This window comes from Mesorhizobium sp. P160219, assembly GCF_057786095.1.
In genome coordinates this window covers 3,807,699-3,830,628 of record NZ_JBYNWG010000001.1, presented here as the reverse complement: position 1 = coordinate 3,830,628, position 22,930 = coordinate 3,807,699, and the positions used below count along the sequence as shown (strand labels likewise).

The 22,930-nt window shown below is 62.6% G+C and carries 15 protein-coding genes and 3 pseudogenes; 2 read left to right on the top strand and 16 right to left on the bottom strand.

Translation table 11 applies throughout. From position 1 onward, the window contains the following. Positions 1–9 precede the first annotated feature (9 nt). Genes AC3EMP_RS18485 through AC3EMP_RS18475 form a run of 3 tightly spaced genes read right to left on the bottom strand, consistent with a single transcriptional unit; the run spans position 10 to position 1,630 of the window. Positions 10–852 carry a hypothetical protein gene (locus tag AC3EMP_RS18485; protein WP_488494646.1) on the bottom strand — a complete coding sequence of 281 codons (843 nt, stop codon included), beginning with the start codon at positions 850–852 and terminating at the stop codon, positions 10–12. Continuing rightward, positions 849–1,241: a phage holin family protein gene (locus AC3EMP_RS18480; protein ID WP_023702904.1), complete on the bottom strand. Its 393-nt coding sequence runs from the start codon at positions 1,239–1,241 to the stop codon at positions 849–851. The genes AC3EMP_RS18485 and AC3EMP_RS18480 overlap by 4 nt, the downstream gene beginning before the upstream one ends. Beyond that, complete coding sequence (locus tag AC3EMP_RS18475; protein ID WP_488494645.1) at positions 1,238–1,630, bottom strand: hypothetical protein; 393 nt, start codon at positions 1,628–1,630, stop codon at positions 1,238–1,240. Before AC3EMP_RS18475 ends, AC3EMP_RS18480 begins: the two co-directional genes overlap by 4 nt. Before the next feature lie 562 nt (positions 1,631–2,192). Here AC3EMP_RS18475 and AC3EMP_RS18470 point away from each other — a divergent pair. Beyond that, the gene (locus AC3EMP_RS18470) at positions 2,193–2,516 is read left to right on the top strand and encodes a nucleotidyl cyclase domain-containing protein (protein ID WP_352713554.1); all 324 of its coding nucleotides are present in this window, start codon (positions 2,193–2,195) and stop codon (positions 2,514–2,516) included. A gap of 262 nt (positions 2,517–2,778) precedes the next feature. Here AC3EMP_RS18470 and AC3EMP_RS18465 read toward each other — a convergent pair whose 3' ends face one another. The 9 genes and pseudogenes from AC3EMP_RS18465 to AC3EMP_RS18425 all read right to left on the bottom strand — a co-directional run bounded on the left by AC3EMP_RS18465 (position 2,779) and on the right by AC3EMP_RS18425 (position 16,367). Next, a complete protein-coding gene (locus AC3EMP_RS18465) occupies positions 2,779–3,699 on the bottom strand; it encodes a DUF2493 domain-containing protein (RefSeq protein ID WP_023690439.1) in 921 nt (306 codons plus the stop codon). A gap of 340 nt (positions 3,700–4,039) precedes the next feature. Beyond that, positions 4,040–5,074, bottom strand: coding sequence for a DUF7146 domain-containing protein (locus tag AC3EMP_RS18460; RefSeq protein ID WP_352713585.1), 1,035 nt, complete (start codon positions 5,072–5,074; stop codon positions 4,040–4,042). Continuing rightward, the gene (locus AC3EMP_RS18455) at positions 5,074–9,402 is read right to left on the bottom strand and encodes a strawberry notch-like NTP hydrolase domain-containing protein (protein ID WP_352713557.1); all 4,329 of its coding nucleotides are present in this window, start codon (positions 9,400–9,402) and stop codon (positions 5,074–5,076) included. Before AC3EMP_RS18455 ends, AC3EMP_RS18460 begins: the two co-directional genes overlap by 1 nt. Before the next feature lie 173 nt (positions 9,403–9,575). Beyond that, positions 9,576–9,695: pseudogene (locus AC3EMP_RS18450) on the bottom strand (DUF6117 family protein); the annotation flags it as partial. A 46-nt stretch (positions 9,696–9,741) separates the two neighbouring features. Then, complete coding sequence (locus tag AC3EMP_RS18445; RefSeq protein ID WP_352713587.1) at positions 9,742–11,862, bottom strand: ParB/RepB/Spo0J family partition protein; 2,121 nt, start codon at positions 11,860–11,862, stop codon at positions 9,742–9,744. Positions 11,863–12,021: 159 nt separating this feature from the next. Then, positions 12,022–12,258, bottom strand: a complete 237-nt coding sequence (locus tag AC3EMP_RS18440) for a DUF2958 domain-containing protein (protein WP_352908163.1) — start codon at positions 12,256–12,258, stop codon at positions 12,022–12,024. A gap of 69 nt (positions 12,259–12,327) precedes the next feature. Then, positions 12,328–13,299: an ArdC family protein gene (locus AC3EMP_RS18435; protein ID WP_352713562.1), complete on the bottom strand. Its 972-nt coding sequence runs from the start codon at positions 13,297–13,299 to the stop codon at positions 12,328–12,330. A 184-nt stretch (positions 13,300–13,483) separates the two neighbouring features. Further along, positions 13,484–15,421, bottom strand: a complete 1,938-nt coding sequence (ligD, locus tag AC3EMP_RS18430) for a DNA ligase D (protein ID WP_488494644.1) — start codon at positions 15,419–15,421, stop codon at positions 13,484–13,486. A 415-nt stretch (positions 15,422–15,836) separates the two neighbouring features. Continuing rightward, entirely contained in the window at positions 15,837–16,367 is a 531-nt protein-coding gene (locus tag AC3EMP_RS18425) for a hypothetical protein (RefSeq protein WP_352713568.1), read from the bottom strand. Between the two features lie 212 nt (positions 16,368–16,579). Between AC3EMP_RS18425 and AC3EMP_RS18420 the strand changes: the two genes are divergently transcribed. Beyond that, on the top strand, positions 16,580–16,834 hold the full coding sequence (locus AC3EMP_RS18420; RefSeq protein WP_023699083.1) for an exopolysaccharide production repressor protein: 255 nt from the start codon (positions 16,580–16,582) through the stop codon (positions 16,832–16,834). Positions 16,835–18,588: 1,754 nt separating this feature from the next. On the opposite strand, the pseudogene AC3EMP_RS18415 reads toward AC3EMP_RS18420, so the two are convergent. From AC3EMP_RS18415 to AC3EMP_RS18400, 4 genes and pseudogenes are all read right to left on the bottom strand, one after another. Then, positions 18,589–18,830: pseudogene (locus AC3EMP_RS18415) on the bottom strand (ATP-binding cassette domain-containing protein); the annotation flags it as partial. 23 nt (positions 18,831–18,853) lie between these two features. Then, positions 18,854–19,339, bottom strand: a pseudogene (locus tag AC3EMP_RS18410) (FecCD family ABC transporter permease); the annotation flags it as partial. A 1,032-nt stretch (positions 19,340–20,371) separates the two neighbouring features. Next, complete coding sequence (locus tag AC3EMP_RS18405) at positions 20,372–21,790, bottom strand: coiled-coil domain-containing protein (protein WP_488494643.1); 1,419 nt, start codon at positions 21,788–21,790, stop codon at positions 20,372–20,374. 355 nt (positions 21,791–22,145) lie between these two features. Next, on the bottom strand, positions 22,146–22,877 hold the full coding sequence (locus tag AC3EMP_RS18400; protein WP_245274095.1) for a hypothetical protein: 732 nt from the start codon (positions 22,875–22,877) through the stop codon (positions 22,146–22,148). Positions 22,878–22,930: the final 53 nt, after the last annotated feature.

Genomic DNA, 22,930 nt, shown 5'->3' with positions numbered 1-22,930 from the left:
ATCATCAAGCTAGGTTTGGCGCTGAGACGTATCGGAAATTCGTTCGCGCAAGGCATGCTCGGTCTTGTCTGCTGTGGACTTCACGATCTCGCCGATCTGATCGGCCATCGTGTCTGCTTCCATATGTTCCCGGCCAGCTTCCTGCTTGATGGTCTCATAGGCGTCGGCGGCGACCTGCTTGGCCTCATCGAGGCCCCTGTCGAGCAAAGTTTCGGCGGAATCGCGAAGCTTGTCGCCATAGGCGCCTAGTTGCTCGTCCTCCGTTGCGGTATGGGGCAGCATTGCACCTATAGCGGCGCCGATGGCGAGACCGACGGCCGCTACGGCCAAGGGTTGATCCTCCAACAGATCTTGCGCGGAGCGGCTGGCTTTCGCCGCCATGTCCCCAGTCGTCGAGCTTGCATTGGCAGCGCTTCCCGTCAGACCCGCCGCAGCGGCTCTTGCGGTGCTCGATATGGTGTCGCCGACGCTGGCAGCGCTCGAGGAGAGCGATTCCGCGGCGTCGGAGAGCATGCCGCCCAACCCGCCGGGCTCCCCTGCTACATCATGTCGTCCCGGCGCTGAAGGCAATGGATAGCCAGCCGAACGGTGGGCGGTGTTTGAGGTACCGCTGCCGAACATCAGCCAGGCCAGACCTGCGCCCACCATGGTGACCGGCAAAGGATTGTCTCGGACCTGCGTTCTGAGATTGCTGAGCATGGCCGCGCTCTCCCCTCCCGAGAACAGCCCGGTGAACTCATCCAGCAATTGTCCAGGCGTCATCTTGCCTCGAATGGATTCGGCGGTCTCCATCACCCGAGCGCGAGCAGCCTCGGCCTCGCGTTCAAGTTCGGCTGCGGATTTCTCGTTCATCTCACCTGTTCCTTAATCGCGCTCGCGTCGCGCTTGAGCTGTCCCTGGGTCCGGTCGGGGGTAAGTTCCGAAGGCGCCATGCTGGCCGTCCCGGTCCGCAGCAGGATGACGCCGAGGACCGCCACGACCACACCGACCAGCAGGGAAGACCACCCCGCGCCAAGCCCTGCCCGCGTCAGCGCGATAATGAGCGCCTGCAGCAACACCAAGAGCGCGGCGAGCAGGCAAATCGCGCCGCCCAGCACTTCCGCGGCACCTGCTCCGGCTTTGGTAAGCTTTTCAGAGAGCTCGGCCCGAAACAGCCTCGCCTCGGTTTGCACCAGAGTGGTGACATTCTGGGCCAAATCGGTGACTAGCCCGGCAAGGCTGGGATTGTCCTGGGTGTTCATCTGTCCTGCTCCGCGATCTGCGTGGCCCCATCATCGCCGACCACGCCAAAATCTTGTGGACGATCAGCGGACCAACCCTGTGGCTGATCGGTGTGTGATCTGAGGCCTCCCGGAGCGGCCTCAGAATCGGGCGTTGCCGGCGGAGAAGCCTTGATGAACCGCCCGAGAGCCAATCCGGCCAACACCGATCCCGCAAGCAGGACACCGGGATTTTGCCGGCCGAAGGACTGCACGTCATCAAGGACTTGGCTAAAGGGCTTCTGTTTCAAGGACGATGAAAGCCGCTCAAGGCCACTGGCAGCATCCAAAGCGAACTTCGATGCGTTCCTTTCATCGTTGCTGGCAAGGTGATCGCTGGCGGCTCGCAGTGCACCACCCAACGCCGCCAAGCTCGATCCGATGTCGCGCTGCGCCTCCTCCGCCTTGTCGGAGATGACATGCGTGGCTTCAGATGCAAGTCGCCAGCCTTACGGGTCACCTCGTCCCGCGCGTCGTGAAGCAACTCGCTGGCACGCTCATTTTCCTGGCGAAGTCTGTCGGAGACGTCGCTTTTCGCCTTGTCGAAATCGGTGGGCTGTCCGCCCTGATCGTTCTCATGCTGCATGAGGCCACCTAGTGAAAACCGAGGAAGGAGAGGACCGCGAGCACGACAACGATAAGGCCGATAAGATAGATGACACTGTTCATGTGCACGTCCTCCGTAGCTTTCCAACTTCGACGAACCTGCGATGTTCCCTAAGTGAGAGCATTTATCTCAGCCGAAACGAAGAGCTTCGTCAGGCACGCACCCAGTCACCAGTGAGTTGCCCTGTCCCTCGTGCGGAGCGCCAGTTGCTCCGTACGAACGGGTGCGCCCGACATGGTTGACGCGATCCCAAAGAAAACCGGAAGAGCGGACTTGGATCGCTTGACCTGGGCAAATATGATCCTGACGCCTTGCAGAGGGACTGGATGGAAATCGGTCGGGTCGAGCGCAAGCTCTCGGCGATCCTTGCGGCTGACCTCGCCGGGTACAGTCAACTGATGGGCGCTGACGAAGAAGGTGCCCTCGAGCGCTTGAACAGCCATCAACGTGACCACCTCGATCCCTGTATTGCCACGCATCGCGGCAAGATCGTCGGCGACATCATCGAACAGGACGGTCACGTCTTGGGCGCGGGGGTCAACATCGCCGCGCGTCTGGAGAGGATCGCCGAGCCTGGCAGGATCTGCTTTTCCGAACGCGTGCAGGAACATGCAGCGGGAAAGATCGGCCTGCGCTTCGAGGACTCGTGACAGTCCGGCGGAGTGCCCAGAATTTTGCCTGGTATCGTCGCGCCTCATCCATTCGGCCCAGCTGAGCATTTGCCGCGAACATAACAGCCTGAGGGCTGGCCGTTTGGCGACGCCCGCTTTTGGTGAATGGACTGAACCGGGGAACCGACTGTCATGAGGCGCGAAGCCGCCGTTCGCGTCGTGAAAGACATACCTCCACATCGGTGAGATTGTGGAATAGCGGTGACCAACCTGGACTAAGATCTAGGGTCAAAGGGGGCGCTCACGAGCCGCCTAATCGATAGACCGGGATGCCGAGCTTGCGGGCCTTGTCGGCGAGGTTCTCCTGAATGCCGGTGCCGGGAAAGATGATGACGCCGATCGGCATGACCGCCAACATCTGGTCGTTGCGCTTAAAGGGAGCGGCCTTGGCGTGTCTGCTCCAGTCGGGCTTGAAGGCGACCTGCGGCACCTTGCGATGATCGGCCCAGCGGGCGGCGATCTTTTCAGCGCCTTTGCGTGATCCGCCGTGCATCAGCACCATGTCGGGGTGCTTGGCGCGGATTTGGTCGAGCTTTGCCCAGATCATCTCGTGATCGGCGGTATCGCCGCCGGAGAAGGCGATCTTGGGGCCGGCCGGCAACATGACCTCGGTTTCCGCGCGCCGCCTGGCCGCGAGGAAGTCGCGGCTATCGATCATTGCGGCGGTGAGATGGTGGTGGTTTACCATCGACCCCGTGCGCGGTCGCCAGGCAGAACCGGTGTACTGATCGTAGTGTTCGGCGGCCTGGTCACGCATGAGCTCGAAGGCGCCCCGCCGTTCGATCATGGTCTGGCCCTGGGCGGTGAGTGTCTCGAGTTCAACCGCCTTGATCTCGCTGCCATCCTGTTCGCGCTGCAGACAGCGCTGGGCCTGCTCGTTGTCTTCCAGTTGCCGCTCGATCCGTTGTACAGCTCGGTGGAAGACATTGGTGAGGGACCAGAGCAAGTCATCGAGGTCGGGTTCGAGGCGCGTGTCAGCCAGGGTGACGATGAGGGCGTCAAAGATGTCGGCCACGGCTCCGGCCACTTGGTCGCCACCGGGGAGCGGTCGCGGATCGGGCTCGTCCGCAAATGGTCGCCAGCCATAGAGCTGGAGTTCGGTGAGGATGTGATCGGTCGCAGAAGCGGCGTGGTGCGGTTCAGTGTCGTCGTGCTCTCTCATGGGGATGCTCCCGTCGGTTTGACCGCGACCCTCGCGGCCTTCATGGCGACGAGAGCCCACGGGCGGGACGGTCCGACACCCGCAGCGATGCGGAGGGCCGGAGCGCAGCGGAGGATGGCGGCGGCCGACTATTTTGCCTCGCGATGGAAAGGCGTCGCGCCCGATCGCTGCCATTCGCGACCAGTCGCGCGCGCCGGAAAATAGTCGGCCGCCGCCATTGCCTGGCCGGCCAGTTCGTGGGCCGATCGCCCTCTCGAAGGCCGGGTCTCGGGTCTCTGCCGGCGGGTCACTCATCCATGCGCCGCACCGGCACCGTGCGCCGCGCGCTTCCCCTCCCGGCTCATGCCGCCTGTGTCAGATATCGGATGCGATCTTTGCGCATGAGCTGGTCTGCAATCGAGGCCCGGAAGGCCGCAAGTCCGAAGCGGCTGAGGTCTTCGTTGAAGTCTTGCATCGCTGGCGACAGCACGATTGCATCGATTCCGGCGTCCGTCGCGCGCTCGAGCAGGCTGTCGCGGGCACCGTCACCGGCCGGATCGTTGTCGCGGATGACATAGAGCCGGCGCAGGGTTGGCGGGAACAGGATGGCGGCTAGATGGGCTGCCGAGAGTGCCGCAGCCATCGCCATATCGGGCAAGGCGCATCTGAGCGACAGCGTCGTCTCAATGCCCTCGCCTGCCGCCATGACGCTGCCGGGTGCACCGAAGCGGACGGCGTGACCCAGAAGGTCACCCATTGCGCGACGCGGCGTGTCGACGAGCGCCTTGCCGGTGCCGTCCGGTGCGAGCCAGGTGCGGTGCGCGCCGGTCAAATGTCCATCAAGGTCGGTGACAGCAGCGATCATTGCCGGCAAGGTCTCGGTCGGTCCATGATCGCCGGGCCGGTAGTAGCAGCGCGGATGGAACCGCAGCGATCCGGTGCCGGACAAAGTCGCAATGCCACGTCCACGCAAATAGGTTTCCACGAGGGTGCCGATAATGGGCTTCGACATGGCGACCAGTCGGCGAGCCGCTTCCGGAGATCCAATGGGGACCTGCGTGATCGGCGCGGCCGGTCGGGGTGGCATGGCATCTGGCATAGCGAGAAACAGGCGCGCCTCATTGGCGACGTCCCGGAAGTTGACCAGTCCGAGGGATTCGCGGATGACGTCGAGCAGGTCGCCATGCTCGCCGGTAGCGGCGTCGGTCCATTTGCCTGGCGGTCCCTTCGGGGATGGCTGCAGACGCACGAACGTCGAGCGGCCCGGCGCATTGCGGACGTCGCCGACGCTCCAATAGTTGCCCTGGCGACGGCCATTGGAGAGGTAGTGGCGGCACACCGCCTCGGCATGTTCGGCGAGGCGGTGTGCGAGGTCGGATGCAGCGTGACGCGTCATCATGCAGCCTCCCGCTCACTGACCCGCTCGATTGGGAAGCGGTCGAGCACGCGCTCCAGCACGGCGAGCCCGTTGGCGTCGATCGGCACGAACATCCTGAGCTTCCACGAAATGATCTCGTGGAAGAGACCGTAGGCGGTGAGGCGCTCCCGCATCATGTCGGTGAAGCCCGACAGTTCGATGCGCCACGCGCCCATGACGCGGCTGCGGCGAAGCTGGAGACCCTCGGCGAGATCAAGGATCGTCCGCCCGTCGATCAGCGCCGCGAGCGCCTGCTCGGGCGATAGCGATGCGACGCCTGTCACCGTGGCGTTGGCGGCCCAGGCCGGCGTGACAAGGCGACCAACTATGCGCTCGCCCTCGTCGGTCTGAAGTCGAAAAACGCGGGTCGACTCGTTTGGCAGACACTTCCAGATCGGCAACAACAGGCCCGTCACCATGTGCAGCACGGCATCGGCAAACTCGGGAGTCTCGGCGACCTCCGCATTCCATGCTGCAGCGAAAGCTTCACGGTGGGCCTCGACCCAGCGGGTTTCGCCCATAGCCTTGAGCGGCATGTTCTGGCCTTCCATTGGCCGGATCAGGCGGACCCGCGGCTCGATCTCGCCGTCGTCGAGCATGATGCTGGTGGTTGGGATCTGCACGGCGGCGCGGCCAGATTGCTCGTTGATCAGTAGGATGGCGCGCAAATCGCGAAGGTGATGGAGCGCCGCATCGAGCATGACGGGCCGATTGCGCTTGCGCTGGGTGATCGTCAGCAGCCGCGTTTCGGCGCCGGTGCGCGGATGGGCGTAGATGACCTGCCGGTCGGTGATGACGAAGCTCTCGGCCCGCAGGGTCTCCAGCCCGGTGTCATAGGTGCCCGAGGCGATGGCGCCACCGATCCGAGCGGCCAGAAGCTGCTCGAAGGCGCCGAACAGCACGCCCTGCACTTCGATGGTCAGCGCCAACAGGCGATTGAGGAAGGTGGTGATCGGCGGCAACTCGTCCTTGATGCCGTTGTTGTCCATCAGCTTGAGACCGGTCGCCGCCTCGAAACGCTGGAGTGTGCAACCCTCGACCTTGCCGCGTACGATCAGGAGATAGAGCTGCCGCAAGGCATCGCCGGCATAGTGGCTTTCAAGATTGTCCTCTGGCCGGAACAGCCCTTGGCCACCGGTCTGGCGCTGGCCGCGCGTGATTGCGCCCAACGTGTCGAGACGGCGGGCGATCGTCGAGAGGAAGCGCTTTTCCGCCTTCACATTGGTCGAGATCGGCCGGAACAGCGGCGGCTGCGCCTGATTGGTCCGATGCGTGCGGCCCAGGCCCTGGATGGCGGTGTCGGCCTTCCACCCGGCTTCGAGCAGATAATGCACACGCAGCCGCGTGTTCCGTGCCAAGAGTTCGGCATGGTAGGAACGACCCGTCCCGCCGGCGTCGGAAAACACCAGAACGCGCTTCTGATCGTCCATGAAGGACTGCGCCTCGGCCAGATTTGCCGACCCTGCTCGGTGCTCGACGACCAGGCGGTCGCGCTTGCGCACGATGCGGCGCGAGCGGCCAGTGACTTCGGCGACGAGGTCCGCGCCGAAATGTTGGACGATCTGGTCGAGCGCGCCGGGGACAGGCGTCAAGCTGGCGAGTTTCGCGATCAGCTCGTCGCGCCGGGCGACCGCCTCGCGGCTCTCGACCGGCTGGCCATCGCGGTAGACCGGGCGCGACGACAGATTGCCCTCCGAATCCGTGAAGGGCTCGTAGAGCTGCACCGGGAAGGAATGAGCGAGGTAGTCGAGGACGTATTCGCGCGGCGTGATGTCGACGCGAACATCGTTCCATTCCTCGGTCGGCAACTCGGCCAGCCGCCGCTCCATGAGCGCCTCACCCGTCGAGACGATCTGGACAACGGCCGCATGGCCCTCCTCCAGATCGCCGGTGATGGATTTGATCAGGGTCGGTGTCTTCATGCTGGTCAACAAATGGCCGAAGAAGCGCTGCTTGGCGCTTTCAAAGGCGCTGCGCGCGGTCGACTTGGCCTGGGCATTGAGCGTGCCGGTGCTGCCGGTGATGTTGGCCGCCTGCATCGCAGCATCGAGATTGTTGTGGATGACGCCGAAGGCCCCAGCGTACGCGTCATAGATGCGGACCTGTTCGGGCGTCAGCTCATGCTCGAGCAGTTCGTATTCGACACCGTTGAAAGAGAGCGAGCGGGCGGTATAGAGGCCAAGTGCCCTGAGGTCGCGTGCCAGTACTTCCATCGCCGCCACGCCGCCAGCCTCGATCGCCTCGACGAACTCGGCGCGGGTCGAGAATGGAAAATGCTCGCCGCCCCAGAGGCCGAGCCGCTGGGCATAGGCGAGATTGTGCACGGTGGTGGCGCCAGTCGCCGACACATAGACGATGCGGGCATTCGGCAGGGCGTGCTGTAGCCTCAGGCCGGCACGGCCTTGCTGGGAGGGAGCGGCGTCGCCGCGTTCGCTCTTGCCGCCACCGGCATTTTGCATGGCGTGCGCCTCGTCGAAGATGATGACCCCATCGAAATCCGGACCCAACCATTCGACGATCTGCTTGACCCGCGAAACCTTCTCGCCGCGATCGTCGGACCGCAGCGTGGCATAGGTGGTGAACAGGATGCCGTCCGCCAGCGTGATCGGCCTGCCCTGCGGGAAGCGGGAGAGCGGGGTGACCAGCAAGCGCTCCATGCCGAGCGCGGACCAGTCGCGCTGCGCATCCTCGATGAGCTTGTCTGACTTGGAGATCCAGACGGCCTTGCGACGGCCCTGCATCCAATTGTCTAGGATTACGGCGGCGGACTCGCGGCCCTTGCCTACACCGGTACCGTCGCCGATCATGAAGCCTTGCCGGAAGCGCACGGCCCGCGCCGCGTCATCTGCCGCCGCGCTAATTACGTCAAAGGTATCGTCGAGCGTCCAGGCGCCGGCGAGATACTCGGCGTGAGCATCGCCCGCATAGATGACGGTCTCGAGCTGCGCGTCCGAGAGCAGGTCAAGGACGTTCTTCGGCAGGCGCGGCCGATAACTCGGCTTGGGCGGCGCGACCGAGGCCATGGCCGCCGATTGCACGAGTTGGGTGGGGTGCGGCTGCGCGCCGGGAATGCGGATCGCCTGAAGCGCGTAGTCCTCGTAGATGGCGTCGCTGATGTGGCCGCCCTCGGCGGCCTTCCAGTCGAGCACCTGATAGGCGAGCTCAACGGCATCGGGATCAGTGAGCGGTGGCCGCGGTGTTATTCTTGCCGTGGGACCAAGATAGCCGCGCACTGTGCGGGGTGCGGCCGACGACGATGTGGGAGTTGCACCTGCGGGTATGGTGACCGGCAGCCGTGCCGGCACATGCTCGCCGACCCATGCGATCAGCGTCGCGGCATCCGGGGCAACGCCCTGATCTGCCGGGAACACGTCCGGATCGTCCGCCGGCACCCGGTCGATGACGGTGAGGCGTGTCGGAAAGGTCGTGCCATGCTTGGCGTAGGCCGAGCCGTCGATGGCGGCGGAGAAGACGATGCGGCCACGTTCCTGCAGGCGAGTAAAGGCGGCGGTCCAGGCCGGGTGGTCGGGCGCGAAGTTCGCACCGGTAATCGTCACCAGCCGCCCGCCGGGCGCAAGGCGCGCCAGGGCCGAGGCGATGTGCCGCCAGGCCGCGTCGGCCATGCGGCCCTCGACGTTGGCCATGACCGAAAAGGGCGGGTTCATCAGCACCACGCTCGGCACGGCGCCGGGATCGAGATGGTCGTCGATCTGGGCGGCGTCGAAGCGGCTGGCGCAGAGGGCCGGAAAGAGGCCGGAGAGAAGTGCCGCGCGGGTTTCGGCAAGCTCGTTGAGAATGAGCGAGGCGCCGGCTATCTCGGCCAGGATGGCGAGCAGCCCGGTGCCGGCGGAAGGCTCCAGCACACGGTCGGCCGGCGTGATGGCAGCGGCCGTTGCAGCGACCAGGCCGAGCGGAATCGGCGTCGAGAACTGCTGGAAGGTCTGTGCTTCTTCGGATCGGCGGGTATGCGTCGGCATGAGCCGGGCGATCTTCGACAATGCTGACAGCCGGAGAGCCGGAGACGCGGCCTTGCGGAACAACGCCTTTCCGTACTTGCGCAGGAAAAGGACCGTCGCAGCCTCGCAGGCATCGTAGGCCTGCTTCCAGTCCCAGGCGCCGGCGGCGTCGGAGGCGCCGAATGCGGCTTCCATCGCCGCGCGCAACTTTGGCGCGTCGATGCTGTCGCCGCGCTCGAGATGGGGAAGCAGAAGGCCGGCGGCGGCGAAGATAGCGCCGGCTGCACCGGTTTGGGGGAGCGGGAGCGGCGCGGCTGCGGGAACTGCCACAGCGGGCGAGATCATGTACATGGTGTGAACCTCGGGAGAGCGGGGACAGGATCGAGCCGCGCGGCGCTCTCTCTGGACCGTGCGGATTCAAAACCATCCCGGCTCGCCTCTCCCTCTCTGGCCTCCACCGAAGCCAAAATGAAACAAGCGCCCCGCCATGAGGTGGAGCGCTTGCCGGTATCAACCGATCTCGATCATATTCCGCCGTCAGGCCCCGACTTCTGTAGGAAACCATTGGCGCTGTCGGGATCGGGCGGCAGGTAGGCATCATAGGGATTGCCGTCGGCAAGATGAGCGAACGGCGTGAACTCGTAGTGAAGAAGAAAGGGCCGAGCGACCCGCGCCACTCCGCCGACGGTGCTATCCGGCGGCGACCGCGTGTGCGGCAGTCTCATGGGTGGCCGAGCCGTCCTCGTCATCACCGGCCAGGAATTCGGGGAGGTCAGCTTCCTCGCCCACATTCGGCCGGGCGGCGTCATTGCCGCGAAGGCGGAGCGGTTCGGGTAGCCAGCCACTATCGGCCAGGAGGCGCTCGGCCTCTTTGGCCATGTCGGCCTTCTTGAGATGGTCGATAAGCTGGGCGGCCTGGTCGCCGGCGCCTTCGCGCACGGCTTCGAGAATGCGGGACTTGGTGACGCGACCGAGATAGTTATCCACCGTCGGCCGCCAGCCGGCATCTACCATGTCAAGCCCGGTGGCACGGGACAACCGATCGGCTTCACGCCGGCGCTGATCGAGTCCATGCTGGGAAACGCCGCTGCCGTAGGGATTGGGTCGTTCGAACAAGGCGTTGATCCCATAGCTGACGCAATGCGCCAGCAGCGTCTGCCGGCTTGCTTCATCGAGTCCGTCGAGCCACGCCCATAGGGCCTCGTCGTCATCCAGTGGAATGTCGCTCTTCCATGCCTCATGGCGCTCATGGACGGCCTTGGCCGCAGGGCTGTCCTTGAGACCGACGTCCTGCCACGGCAAGTGGACATGTCGGACGAAGGCCTCGACGCAGCCGATGGCGCAACGCTGACCGAAGGTGTCGAGGACGAGCCGGTGCAAGAGCGCCGTGATGGCCACATGCTGGTTCTCGGCCAGTGCGTTGCGCAGCGCCAACGTGCGATGGGCAGTAAGTTCGATGACCAGGCGCTCGGGTAGCGGCTTGATGGTGTCGCCGTCATCCTCCTCAGGCTCGGACGCCTGCGCGCCGATGGTGATAATCGCGCGGGCCGAAGGATTGTGTCTGCTGTCTTCGTTCTCGGTGGCGCAACCTGGCTCGGCCGAGTGGCCGTCGACCGCCTGCATCGCTTCGTCCTCGGGGCGCACATGGGCCCGATCGACGACGAGATCGCCATCACGATCGATGCTGATGAACACACCGGCGCGGGCGATCTCGGCCCCATCGTAGTGCATCGGCCGGCTCTCGAAGGCCTCAAGCGCGGTCTCGATTTGACCGAGGCGCTGATCGACATCGTCGGGGAGTTCGTCGGATTCGCCATACTCGGCTTCCAGCCGGTCGTACTCCGCCCGCAGGGCTTCGCGTTCCGCCCGCTCCGCGTCGGTCAGACCGACGGGGGTGCCAGCGATTGCCCGCAGACCGTGATTGTACCCGTAGGGCAGATCGGCATCGACCACGATCCACTTCCAGCCCTCCGCCGCGATCTCGTCGGCGATCGACTTCAGCCTATCGCCGACCAAGCGGTCGAGCAGAGCCGGGTCCTGCAGCCAGCCGCCATTGTCGGCCTCGAACAGGTCGCGCAGCACCACGCCGCCGGCAGCGACATACGCGTCGACACCGACGAACAGCGCCCGGCGATCGCTTGCCCGCACAGTGGTCTCCGTCAGCAGGCGCCGGATCTGCTGCGGCTCCTTCGACCAGGAGTTTTCGAGCGCCTCCCAGACCTGCTCCTGACGGGCGTGATCGTCGGTCACGGTGAACGCCATGAGCTGCTCGAGCTTCATGCCATCCTGCTCGTAAATCTCCTGCAGCTTGGCCGAAACCCTGGCCAGCCTGAGGCGCTGCTGCACGAATGTTGCGGAGACGAAGAAGCGTGCGGCAATCTCCTCATGGCTCGCGCCCTGGTCATGAAGTGTCTGGAAGGCGCGAAACATGTCGAGCGGATGTAAATCTTCGCGCTGAAAATTCTCGGCCAGCGAATCCTCCTCGATCGGGACCGCGCTGTGGGCGTCGCTTATGACGCAGGGAACTGGCTCGGTCTTGCTCATTTGCTTCTGCTTGACCAGCAGCTCCAGCGCGCGATAGCGGCGCCCGCCAGCCGGCACCTCAAACATGCCGGTCTCGTTGCCCTCGCCGTCCAACACTGGCCGGACGTTGAGGCTCTGGAGCAGGCCGCGCCGAGCGATCGACGCGGCGAGGTCCTCTATGGTTTCCCCGCGCTTGATGCGCCGGACATTGGACTGGCTCAGCATCAGCTTGTTGAAGGGGATGTCACGTGAAGCGTTGAGGGTGATCTTCTGCTTGGGCGTAGCCATGTGGACTATCTCCGCGACGGGCGGCCGAAACTCTCTCGACCTCCAAACCCGCAAAAAAGACGGGCGCAGCCCTCTCACTCTGAGGACCGCGACGCACCGAAGATCCAGAGGTGGGGACAGGGCCGCAGACACGACTTTGCGCATCTGCGGCTTGCGGATTTAAGCTGAGATCTCACTCGCCGTCTCGGCCAGATTGGCCGGCATGGTCGAGTTGCGTTCGGCGTCGCGAAGGTTTCCGCCCCGGCGGACGGCCTCTGCCCAGAGGGAAATCGGCAGGTCGATGCCAAAGAGCATGTCGCGTTCGATGCCGATGCCGAAAGGCAGCCGGATCGACGTCATCTCGAGCGCGGTTGGAGCCAAATTCCTTCGCCGAGTTGATTTGAAGAGCTTCACCACGGATACGTGTTCGGCGTCGCGACCGCGGCCATTGGCGAGCAGGCACGCGCAGTTCCTCGGTGAGAACGATCATGCCGCCCACTTCTCGGTTTCGATCTCATCGACGTTGGCGGGCCCTGCCCTGGTTCCGTTGTCGGGTTGCGGAAGGAAGGCGAGCAACCAGTCGGCTGCCCTGCTGGCCTGGGAGGCGGCGCGCACGATGGCGCGGTTGTCTTCGCGCAGGACATCGAGCCAGGAGGCCAGGTAATCGGCGTGGCGCACGGTCGGCACAATACCTAGCGAGGCGCAGCAGAAGGCTGCGTTCATTTCGGCGACCAGTTCCTCGAAAGCATATCGCTTTGTGCCGAACGCGCCGCCGAGGTCACGGCCGATGCGGGAGGGATGGCCGGTCGCATGGCCAAGCTCGTGCAGGGCGGTGCGGTGCCAGTCAATGGTCTCGAAATACGCCTGCGGAGGCGGCACCTGCACGTAGTCGTGCGCCGGCACATAATAGGCGCTATTGCCGCCGATGCGGAAATCGATACCTGTCGCCTTGATCAGCGCCTCGACTGTAGGCTCGATCAGTCCGCGTTCCGGTGCAGGCGGAGCCGCGGCCAGATCGTCTGGCAGATTTTCGCATTGCGCGACGTTGAACACGGTGAAGCGCTTCAGAAACGGTATGGCCTGTGCTGCCTCGCCGGTCTCCCGCGCGCGATGCTTCTCATCGTCAGGAATGAAGCGGTCAGCATAGACGACGGTGGTCCCGTGTTCGCCCTTGCGGACATGGCCGCCCAGCGATAGCGCCTGGCGGAAAGTCAGCCAGCTTTGGACGGGAAAGCCATGCTCTACGACCGCACCCCACAGGATCAGCACGTTGATCCCGGAATAGGCGCGGCCAGTCGTGGCATTGGCCGGCATGACGAGGGGAGCTTGCCCCGCCGTCGTTCCCCAGGGCTGCACCCAGGGGAAGCGGCCGGCTTCCAGCTCCGCGATGATCTTGTTGGTGATATCGTCATAGAGGCTTGTCCGGTCGGCGCCGGCGCGAGCGTAATGTCTGGACATCGCGGTTCTCCGCGACGGGCGCCGGAGGCCTCTCCTCCAGCCCTCACCCGTCACGGCAAACCGGTCCGTACTCTCACTCTAGACGGCGTTGCGGGGACCTCCCGTAGAAGGGGGACGCTTTCGAATTTGGGCAAAGGCGGTCCGCGCCAAATCAAATGTCGCTAACCATCTAGTTTGCTTATTGCTACCGGACTGCGTGGCGGATGCGATCGGAAAGCGTTTGTTCGACGTCGAAATAGCCCTCCCAGGCTTCGGGCAACTGAGCCCGCGCGGCGGCGGCGAAAACATCGAAACCGTTGGCGCTTTCGCAGGAGGGCAACTCCTTCCAACTGACGGGCACCGCGCACGCCGCCCCCGCGCGTGCCCGAGTGGACCAGGGACAGATTGCAGTGGAGCCCTGGCCGTTGCGCAGGTAATCGAGAAATATTCGGCCCTTGCGCTTCGCCTTGCTCATGTTGGCGACGAAGCGGGACGGATCTGTACGGGCCAGTAGTTCGGCGAAGTCTTGGCAGAAGCTCTTGACCTCGTCCCAGTCGGCCTCGGGGACGAGTGGCACGACTACATGAACGCCCTTGCCGCCGGACAGCAACGGCCACGACTGCAGTCCAAGCGCTTCCAGAATGCCTCGAATGTCGAGGGCTGCCTGCTTGACGGCAGTGAAGCCCAAGCCTTCGTCGGGGTCGATGTCGAAGATCATGCGATGCGGCAGATCCGGCTGCTGGCGCAGGCTTCCCCAGATGTGGAATTCGAGCACGTTCATCTGGACGCCTGCGATCAGCCCAGCCAGGTCATCGACCCACAAGATGCGGCTTTCCTTCCCGGACATCTTGTCCAACTGGCCGTCATGGATGGCCTTGGGCATGCCGGGCAGTCTGTGCTTCTGAAAGAAGGTCTGCTGCAGGTCGCCATCGGTATCGCGCACCAGCGACAGCGGTCGATCCTGGATGTGCGGCAGCAGCTTCTCGGCGACCACGGCGTAGTAGGCGGCGAGCGTGGCCTTGGTCACCTTGGTCCCGGGATACATGACCTTGTCTGGATGCGTCAGCTTGACGCCGACAGCAGCGGCGATCTCCTTGCCGATTCCGGGATCGAGATTGGCGGAGCCAAGAGTTGCCGGCGTCTTCGGCATTTCCATTACCACCTGGTCGGCTCGCTTATCTTCGCGCATGCCCTCAAAGCTTGGATGTCGCAAGCTGCCGTCCGGTGTCACTTCGGCATAGGTGACTTCGGCAACTAGCTCGGGCTTCACCCACCGGGCACGGCGGGCGATGTCTCTCGGAACGGAGACGAAAGCCGGTTTCTCAATACGGCGTTTCTCGAGCTTCGCGAGGATGTCCTTGCGCATCGCCGCGGTGAACCCCGTGCCGACGCGGCCGCGATAGATGAGCTTGCCATTCTCGTAAGTGCCGAGGATCAACGATGCCATGCCACGTCCTGTATCACTTGGGCGGTAGCCGCCGACGACGAATTCCTGTCGCTTCGTGCACTTGATCTTGAGCCAACTCCCGGTGCGGTCGCCGACGTAGGAGCTGTCGGCACGCTTGGCGATGACGCCTTCGTGGCCGCCCTCGCACATGGCGTCGAACACCCTTCTGCCCTGGTCGACGATGTGGCTGGAGAATTGCAGGCTGTCGTCAGGGGGGCGCGCGCCCAGCAGGGACTCAAGTCGCGCCTTGCGCTCAAGGAGCGGCAGGGTAGACAGATCTTCGCCATCGAATTCTAGCAGATCGAAGGCGTAGAACTTGAGGGGCATACCCGCGGCGATGCCGGTTTTCAGCATGGAGAAGTTCGTGCGGCCCTGACTGTCGATGGCGACGATCTCACCATCGATCAGCACCGCGCCTTTGGTCAGTCTCTGAAGCGGCGGCAGGATGACCTTGAACTGTCGGGTCCAGTCGTGGCCATTGCGGGTATAGACGACGACGTTCGAGCCGGAGATGGCTGCTTGGGCACGATAGCCGTCGAACTTCATCTCGAAGAGCCAATCCCCGCCCACCGGTATGTGGTCAGTCAATGTGCAGAGCTGGAAGGACCGAAACTCAGGCAGCGGATAGGTGGGGATAGAGTTCGAGTCTCTGCGCCGTGTGCGCCTTTTGCTAGGGGTGCCATCTACAGCCGCCATGCGGAACTCGGGTACATAGTGCGATTCAATACCCTGCCTCGGATTCGGTTCCATCCCCAAGCATCTTCGCGCCGGCGACCGTCGGCGCTCTTAGAAAAACGGCGTATAAACCGCAGTCCTGCGCGCGTCCGCAACAGCGGATAATTGCCGCGCGTAGGACGGAGGAAATTCGCCCCCGCCGCGGGCGGTGAACGGGACAGCCGTAGGAGCGTCAGCATAGCGCCGGCCGCAGGACGGGACGCGGGGCCGACTGTCCCCGTCCGCGGTGGTCCGCAATGTTATGCGCCGAAGCCGACCGGCGGAGATCGCGCGCATTTCCGGCTCTCGACAGTCCGGCTGCTGATCGCGATCGGATTGCCCAACCCAGCGCCGAGTTGGCCTGGACGAAATCGATGAGGTCTTGCATCTTCACCCCTCAATTGCGTTGCAGTTTGTGAATTTCCAACCTGACAGGCCCTCCCCTGTCACAACTTGTGCAGAAGAGCGCTCGCTCGACCGAACTGAACAGAGCGCCTTTTCCATAGCGTTCGATGAGCCCGGCAGGCTTTACCGTTGCATGGTGCGAACAGGATCTGCACCAAGCCCGCAACACATGCCATTCGCGAAGATCGCCGAGCGCCACATCGAGGCCCGCATGAACGCTGCCATCAATGATGGCCTGCGGTGGGATCTTGACCTCGCCTGGTGTCAGGATTTTCTCCATCACATGCCGACTGTTGTAGTGGATCAGCAACATGCCCGGCCGGCGCCGGATGGCAGCTTGCCAGGCTGCCTGACTCACCGATGAATCGGGGGAACGCGAAATGGTTTCGGACAAAACCTGCTCCTCGCGATCCCAGACCTCGACCCAAAAATTGTGTTCCGCGGTTTTTGCCGTTGCTTCGCCATCCACGGCGATTGACGCCAAGCCATGGTCGCTTTGCTGCTCCAGATCACGCAGAAACAAGGAACATATTTCTCCCTCGTCAAGGGCATGCTTGACTCTTTGTTCTCATTTTGTTCGCTATTGGCACGTGCTGGCCTGCGTCATCCAGATTGGCGCAGGACTCATTAACTCAGCGTGGCGCTTGCGCAATAACTAATTTAGTGAAATCTTAAATGCTTCTGGGAGTAGACGAGAGACCGGTCGGTCCAATTATGGGGCGGCATTGAACATAAATGTTTTTTCCGCGATTCTTGGTCGGGATGTTTGCCACGTCGACCGTGGTGGCGTTATGGATTTACCTAGCAACGGGTTCGTTCTGGAAGTCGCTTGCATGGACCTTGCTGATTTTGATCATATTCCAGGTTGGATATTTCTTGTTTTCATTCGCGCTTTTCCACACGCTTTGGACGAAGAGAACCGAAGAAAAACCGAACACCGCCGAGCCTACCCGTCGAGACGGCGGTGTCTCATCTAAAGGCGGCCGATGATGCCCGACAAGCCGGCCACGCAGCGTCGTCAAATCGCCGGGGAAGGTTGACCGTCTTAAATCGCGCCACCCTTGGGCGGCAAGCGCCTCCCTGAAATCTTGCAGAGGAATGACGCAAGCCTTCCTCGCGGCGCAGGTGCCTCACACGTCCGATGATGCTGTCTTTGCAAGCAACGATCTCCCCACTGTTATTGGGTAGCCGGGCCGAGGCTTGCGTTTGCACATGATCGGCGATGCTGCCCTGGGGATCGCGGCGACTGGCCGAATAGGACGACAAATGACGCAGGAACTTGGACGCTACAGATGCTGTGGCACCAGCGGACAGGAATACCGTCGTTGAATACCAGAATATGGTCGGCTTCGACGCCAAGAGTGGCCGACAGATAGGCCGAGAACGAAAGAGCATCGCTTAGTCAATGGCGGCGCTGTCTACTCACCGACGACAAACCATTCAGACACTCAGCACCCACGAGTTCATCCAACAGGTGGATTAGGCCAGCCTCGATGTTAGTCCAGGGGCTCCGAACTCCGCGTGTAGTCGATCGTCCTCGAATTCACTCGGAGGGTCCTGCGGGCGCGCGTTCCCGCTGACCGCTCTCCATCCCAAGTCGTCAATCGATCCCGGCGGCAGCCAGCTTGCGCGCGGGGCCTCCTAGGTGATCACGCCATAACGCCGATCGACCGAATAGGTCATGACTTCAGCTGCGGCGGACCAGATGTCTGCTTGGCCGCCGCCGCACAGCCCAGCAGATCCCACCTGGCGCCGGCTTCTCGAGCGTTCGCTGCGGGCCATCGTCCAAAAGGCTGTGTTCCAACAACTCTAACGAGAGAGATACACTCCTGCTACTCGGCGCCGCTTCCCTCAAAGCGCTGTCTGGTAAAAAGGCTCGGCGCCCTTCTGGTTTGTTCAGGTTCAAAAGGAGGGCGCCGGCCCCAGACTTTTCCGCCCAGAATGGCGATTGGCGCTTCGGGGTGATCTCGTCGACCCTCACCTGTCGCCGATCTTTTTCGCCCAGGCCAGCGCCTTGGTCTTGGCTTTTGTGGTGAAACACCGTTGAGCAGTGAGGCGCTTCAAACACGCTCACAACAGGTCGCCACCGACTCGTCGAGCATGCTCCACCTTCGCTTAGTCCATAAAGGTGTGGTGCGTTCATATTAGCATCAGCATATATAACTTGGCAGCCGGCCATGTCCCCAGTCCCCAGCCGGTTAGGCCCGGCTGCTCTCTACCCCCAAAGAAGCCGGGCCGTCCCCGCGGCCAGAGCGTTCCGTGCTTGGTAGACAGCTCGCCGGGCGATACCCCGACCACCTCGAGCCCGGCGAGCCTGACCTGGATCAATGATCGGATCAGGACCGGGGTCAGCCGGCAAATATCTATGCAAGAGCGGTGTCACTTTGTTAGCGCTGAAATGGATCAGTTTTCAAAGGACCACCAACCCAGCGCAGCGAAACCAACTGCTGGGACAAGCATGCATGCACCGAATCGCGAACGGCGATTCAATTAGCACGCACTTAATTACCTCATAACATTTTTAACGAAACGTTGACCGCGCTGTCCCAGAATAGGACGGCGCGGTCGGACCCCACTGCGTAGGCGGCTTCGGCACTCAGCGCCCGCCGAACTATCGGAGCCGCCACCCACATCCCACGTTATACCAGCAGCGGTTGAATCAACTATTACTGCGCGTGCAAACGGCCTGCCATGGGAACAAAAGAGGGATTCACATCGAATACGGTTCAATCAGGATCGGACCATGCCTGCGCCAGCACGGCACGCACGGTCGCGGCCTCCACTGGCTTCATCGCGAGAGGTCGCGGTCGTTGGCCACTGTCCCCGTAGACGCCAGATCGCCCGACAACGCCTTCAAAAAGGTCGTCTTACCCGAGCCGTTCGGTCCGGCGATGGCGGCAATTTGGCCCGGCCTCGCGACGAAATCGACATTGGTAACAATGCGCTTGCCGCCGATCGCTACCGAGACATCGCGTGCTTCGATCATGCCGGCCTCATATGTTTCAAATCTCACAAGTCGATTACGCCGCGCTCGCGCAGCAGAATCCAGAGGAGAACGGCTCGCCGGCGATCGCGGTGACGATGCCGATCGGCAGTTCGGCCGGCGCCACGACCAATCGGGCAACGGCATCGGCGATCAGCAGCATGCAGGCGCCGAGCAGCGCCGATGCCGGCAAAAGATAGCTGTTGTCCGGACCGATCAGCAGCCGCAGCAGATGCGGCACGACGATGCCGACAAAACCGATGCCTCCGCTGACTGCGACAGAGGCGCCGACCGCTGCGAGACGCTAACGATCGCGGTGTATTCAGCCGCTGTACCGGGATACCGAGATGGCCGGCCGTCGCCTCGCCGAGCGCCAGCGCGTTGAGGCTTTTGGCCAGGAACGGCATCGCCGCCACCGCCAAAACGATGATCGGTCCGACGGAAGCGATCTTCGGCCAGGTCGCGCCGCCGAGCGAGCCCAGTTGCCAGAAGGTCAGGTCGCGCAACTGCCGGAAAACAATCTTTGACGATCTCTCCCCCAACCGCTCTCAGCGAGCCGCAATACGCGTGGCGCCCTGTCCGCGCCTTCGCCCTCGATATGGTCGCCAAGATTGTCGTGGCCTTGCCGTAGGTCTGGGCGTCGCCATCGGGATAACGGTCCGCGACCACGCCAGGCACACGCGCGCGCCCCGGCCATCCACGAAACTTGATAGGCGAAGCCGACTGTAAGGCGACCAAAACGGATACGCTGCAGTCCGAACCTGATTGCGGGGGCCCGTGTCAGAAATGGAGTTCTCCTCTAGTTGTCAATGGCGGCAGCCAGGACGTCGTCCTGGCTGATTGAACCGGGGTTTCGAAAGTTCAGGCAGCGCGTCCGCGACAGGTGACAACACGGCGATCGCTGACTCATAGACCTCCGTCAGGTAGGACGAGATCAAAGGATCGCTGCGCCACTCAACAGCTCGGCAAAGAAGGCCGTGGACCTCACGTTTGGTTCCGACGTCCACGCCGGCCGGGGTTTCGTCAAAGATGAAACATCGGCAAGAATGTCCCATTGAGCAGGACCTCGACGTCCTTCTCGACCATGCCCAGGCGCGGGCTCGACGATCTCACACTCAAAGTTGCGACCTGACGAAGTCGAAGCGTTGAATGGGTGATGCGCCCGTCGGGCGTTCATGGTTGTAGTAGCACCGCAGCACGATCACACCGGATCAATTGTCAACCCATCAGCCCTGCGCTCGAAGGGCCTCCTCTATGACCTTCGTGATCTCTGCTGGTAGTGAAGCAGATGTGTCGCTGCCAAACTTCTCGAAGGCAAGATCGACTTCAACTACCCGCGCTTGCTGCGCTGCGGAACTGTGATGCGGCGGTTGCGTCGCTGCTTCTTTGAGGTCGGAAAAAACGAGCGGGCCAGACAAAGTTCGCACGCCTGCTTTGCTGTCTTCGGTTCTACTAGAGCCAAGTGTGAACGGAACGCCGGGCGCTGGATTGTGCGCCCAAAAGGATCACTTTGTGACCACCAGCATCAGTACCGCCGTCGCTCCCTACGACGCTGCACGCAAGCTTGGGCGGGAACGTCGTCTGGTTGTGGAGCGGGTTGGTTCCACTGCCATGCTGCCAACACCAACAACGCCCTCACGCTCCCTTGCACTCGTTACTTTGTGCAAACGCTCATAGGGCAGCAACTCCTTGACCCGCGTACCAAGCGCAACAATTTCTGCCCGCAAATCTTCGCATTCCTGCCTCTGGACTTCGTGCTGCATCTGCTCGGAGGCGTATTGCGCCGAGATGTGCGAGAGGTCCGCAGTCAGCTTCGAAAGGTTCGTCATGTGGGCTTCGCTCTCTTTCAAGAGATCAGAATACCTTTCATCCGCAACCTGCTTTTCGGCCATGGTATCGCTCCATTGAGCCGTCAGCCTGGCGATTTCACTGGATGCTACGCTTGCCTCGTTCGTTGCCGCATCCAGTCGCAATTGAAGACTTTGAATTTCAGATCGCAAACCTCGCATCTCTGCGAGACTGCGTGCACGTTCGGCTCCCGTGTCATCTTCCATGATGCGTGCGGCCTCTGCCATTTCCGACAGTTTCGCCTGCGCGATCTCAAGCGACTTCTGCAACCGCGTTTCGTCCTTCTCGCTCTTGCCGAGCGCAGCCAGCAGTTCGGAATGCCGCACCGCATCGTTGGCGTGGATCGTCGACAGCTCATCAAGCCTCCGCCTCGCCTCAGCTTCCCGCTTTTGCGCCTTGTCGAGGTCGATCGAGAGTTTGACATGCTTTTCTCGCAAGGTATCGTTTTCGCGCGCCCGTCTATCGGCCTCGGCTGTTCTGGCCGAAAGAGCTTTGGCCGCCTCGCCGAAGTCCACCTCCCTTATTGCGATGGTATTGGCCGCTTCTACAAGTTCCAGCCTTACGGCGGCGAGCGCACTACGAAGAGCGTCCCTGTCCTGGACCAAGCATACTTCGCGCTGCTGTATGGCTCCGAACGCGCTGTCGTGCTCACGTTGCTTCCTCATCGCATCGTGCAGCTGTTCGGACAGGACCATGTGTTCTCTCGTCAGGTTGGCATTTGCCACTTCCAGTTCGTTGGCACGAAAGAAGTCCGCTTGAAGGATCTGAAAAAATTCGCGTGTGTAGTGGTGCGAAGTTGCAACCTCCATTAGCTTGGCTTTGACATCCTCCAAATGGCCATCCGCATCCTGAAAGAGCATCTCAAATGAGCTCAAAGCAGCCAGCCGGCTCTGCGTATGCGAAGTTAGCTGGCGAGGGGTTTCGTTGGGAGTGCCCTCGGGTTGCAGGGCATCGGTCCCTATTGCGAGGCTGTCTTTCGAGGCACTGCCGTCGTCTGATGGTGACACCTCGTCAAGGCTCAGGGAGATGTTCAAAGCCTCGACTAGCTCTGTCTCGAGTTCCTCGGTGGCTCTTTCCACATTGTCGTAACGTTTGATCAGGTTCGATAGTTTCATGACAAGCTCTCCCGGCGCACCACTTTGAATTAATGGTTTGGCAACCAACGATTACACACCATATACCGCTCCGCGAACGACGACTGCCATGCAATCGACTATATTAGATCATTCTAAAGCAGTACGCTCGCAAAGGGGGAGTGCCTGCTTCGGATCAATCCGGTGATCATGCCGCCAAGTCGAACGTCTTCGGGAGACGATCAAGGAAGCCTCAACGGCCGCCATTGGTCTGCCGCGGCCCGTGCAAGGCTTCGCGGAAGGATGCTGTCTCGTGCGCGTCAACGCTCGCAATTGCCTCCTTCGGTGCAGTTCCGAAGATCAGAGATGGCTGGTTTGTTCGTCACCCCCTTACCGATCAAGCAATGTGCAGCAGTTCGCGCAGCCGGACCGGCAGTCGGGGCGAGGCTTGCAGTTCGGCGCAACTCGCCTCCCATCGCTTCAGATACTCGGCGATCGGTACACCTGTGCGGCCGGGCCATCGGTTGATTGCGCCCAGCGCCTCGATGCAGTCGGGCGCCGCCTCGTACTCAGTCAGGATGGTTCGGGACATTGCTTGAGCAAACGGATTGAGGCCGGGTATTTCGATCTCGCCTCGATGGTCGCCGAACCAGGCAGCGGCGTCGCGGCTCAGCCCCTGGCTGTCGGCGAGCGCCGCGTAGCCGCGGGCGATGTTGTCGCGATACGCCGCGATGGCATCGCCGAACGCGTTGTCGCCGGCAAATGGCGGATTCTCTTTCCAGTCCTTTGCCAAGCGACCGAGACCGCGCAGCGAGAAGGCCTCGACCAACGCCTCCTCGAGCCACTGACAGGGCGGCGCCGGCTTGGCGTCCGCCTGCCAGCTGTTTGCCATGACGTGGCCGAGCTCATGGCCGAATTGGTAGGCGAGCTTTGACCAGTCGCGTTCGCCTATGTCGACAATGATCCACGCCATGCTGCTGCCGTCGGGGTGCAGCCAGATCGCCGGCTGCCCGGAAGTGTGCTCGTCGACACGAAGTCGCGTCGGCTGGCGATCGGAGAGCAGGCGGACGCCATCCAGGCAGGCGTGCCGCGTGCGCTCGATGACCTGATCTGCCGCGCGCGGAGGCATGTGGCCCCAGTCGCCGGCGAGTTCGAACGGGGCTGAAAGGAGGGATGGGGACG

What these genes read in the sequence shown, in the direction of transcription:
- AC3EMP_RS18485 (WP_488494646.1), bottom strand. Translation starts at nt 852, where the DNA reads ATGAACGAGAAATCCGCAGCCGAACTTGAACGCGAGGCCGAGGCTGCT.
- AC3EMP_RS18480 (WP_023702904.1), bottom strand. Translation starts at nt 1,241, where the DNA reads ATGAACACCCAGGACAATCCCAGCCTTGCCGGGCTAGTCACCGATTTG.
- AC3EMP_RS18470 (WP_352713554.1), top strand. Translation starts at nt 2,193, where the DNA reads ATGGAAATCGGTCGGGTCGAGCGCAAGCTCTCGGCGATCCTTGCGGCT.
- AC3EMP_RS18465 (WP_023690439.1), bottom strand. Translation starts at nt 3,699, where the DNA reads ATGAGAGAGCACGACGACACTGAACCGCACCACGCCGCTTCTGCGACC.
- AC3EMP_RS18460 (WP_352713585.1), bottom strand. Translation starts at nt 5,074, where the DNA reads ATGACGCGTCACGCTGCATCCGACCTCGCACACCGCCTCGCCGAACAT.
- AC3EMP_RS18455 (WP_352713557.1), bottom strand. Translation starts at nt 9,402, where the DNA reads ATGTACATGATCTCGCCCGCTGTGGCAGTTCCCGCAGCCGCGCCGCTC.
- AC3EMP_RS18445 (WP_352713587.1), bottom strand. Translation starts at nt 11,862, where the DNA reads ATGGCTACGCCCAAGCAGAAGATCACCCTCAACGCTTCACGTGACATC.
- AC3EMP_RS18435 (WP_352713562.1), bottom strand. Translation starts at nt 13,299, where the DNA reads ATGTCCAGACATTACGCTCGCGCCGGCGCCGACCGGACAAGCCTCTAT.
- ligD (WP_488494644.1), bottom strand. Translation starts at nt 15,421, where the DNA reads ATGGCGGCTGTAGATGGCACCCCTAGCAAAAGGCGCACACGGCGCAGA.
- AC3EMP_RS18420 (WP_023699083.1), top strand. Translation starts at nt 16,580, where the DNA reads ATGTTTTTTCCGCGATTCTTGGTCGGGATGTTTGCCACGTCGACCGTG.
- AC3EMP_RS18405 (WP_488494643.1), bottom strand. Translation starts at nt 21,790, where the DNA reads ATGAAACTATCGAACCTGATCAAACGTTACGACAATGTGGAAAGAGCC.
- AC3EMP_RS18400 (WP_245274095.1), bottom strand. Translation starts at nt 22,877, where the DNA reads ATGCCTCCGCGCGCGGCAGATCAGGTCATCGAGCGCACGCGGCACGCC.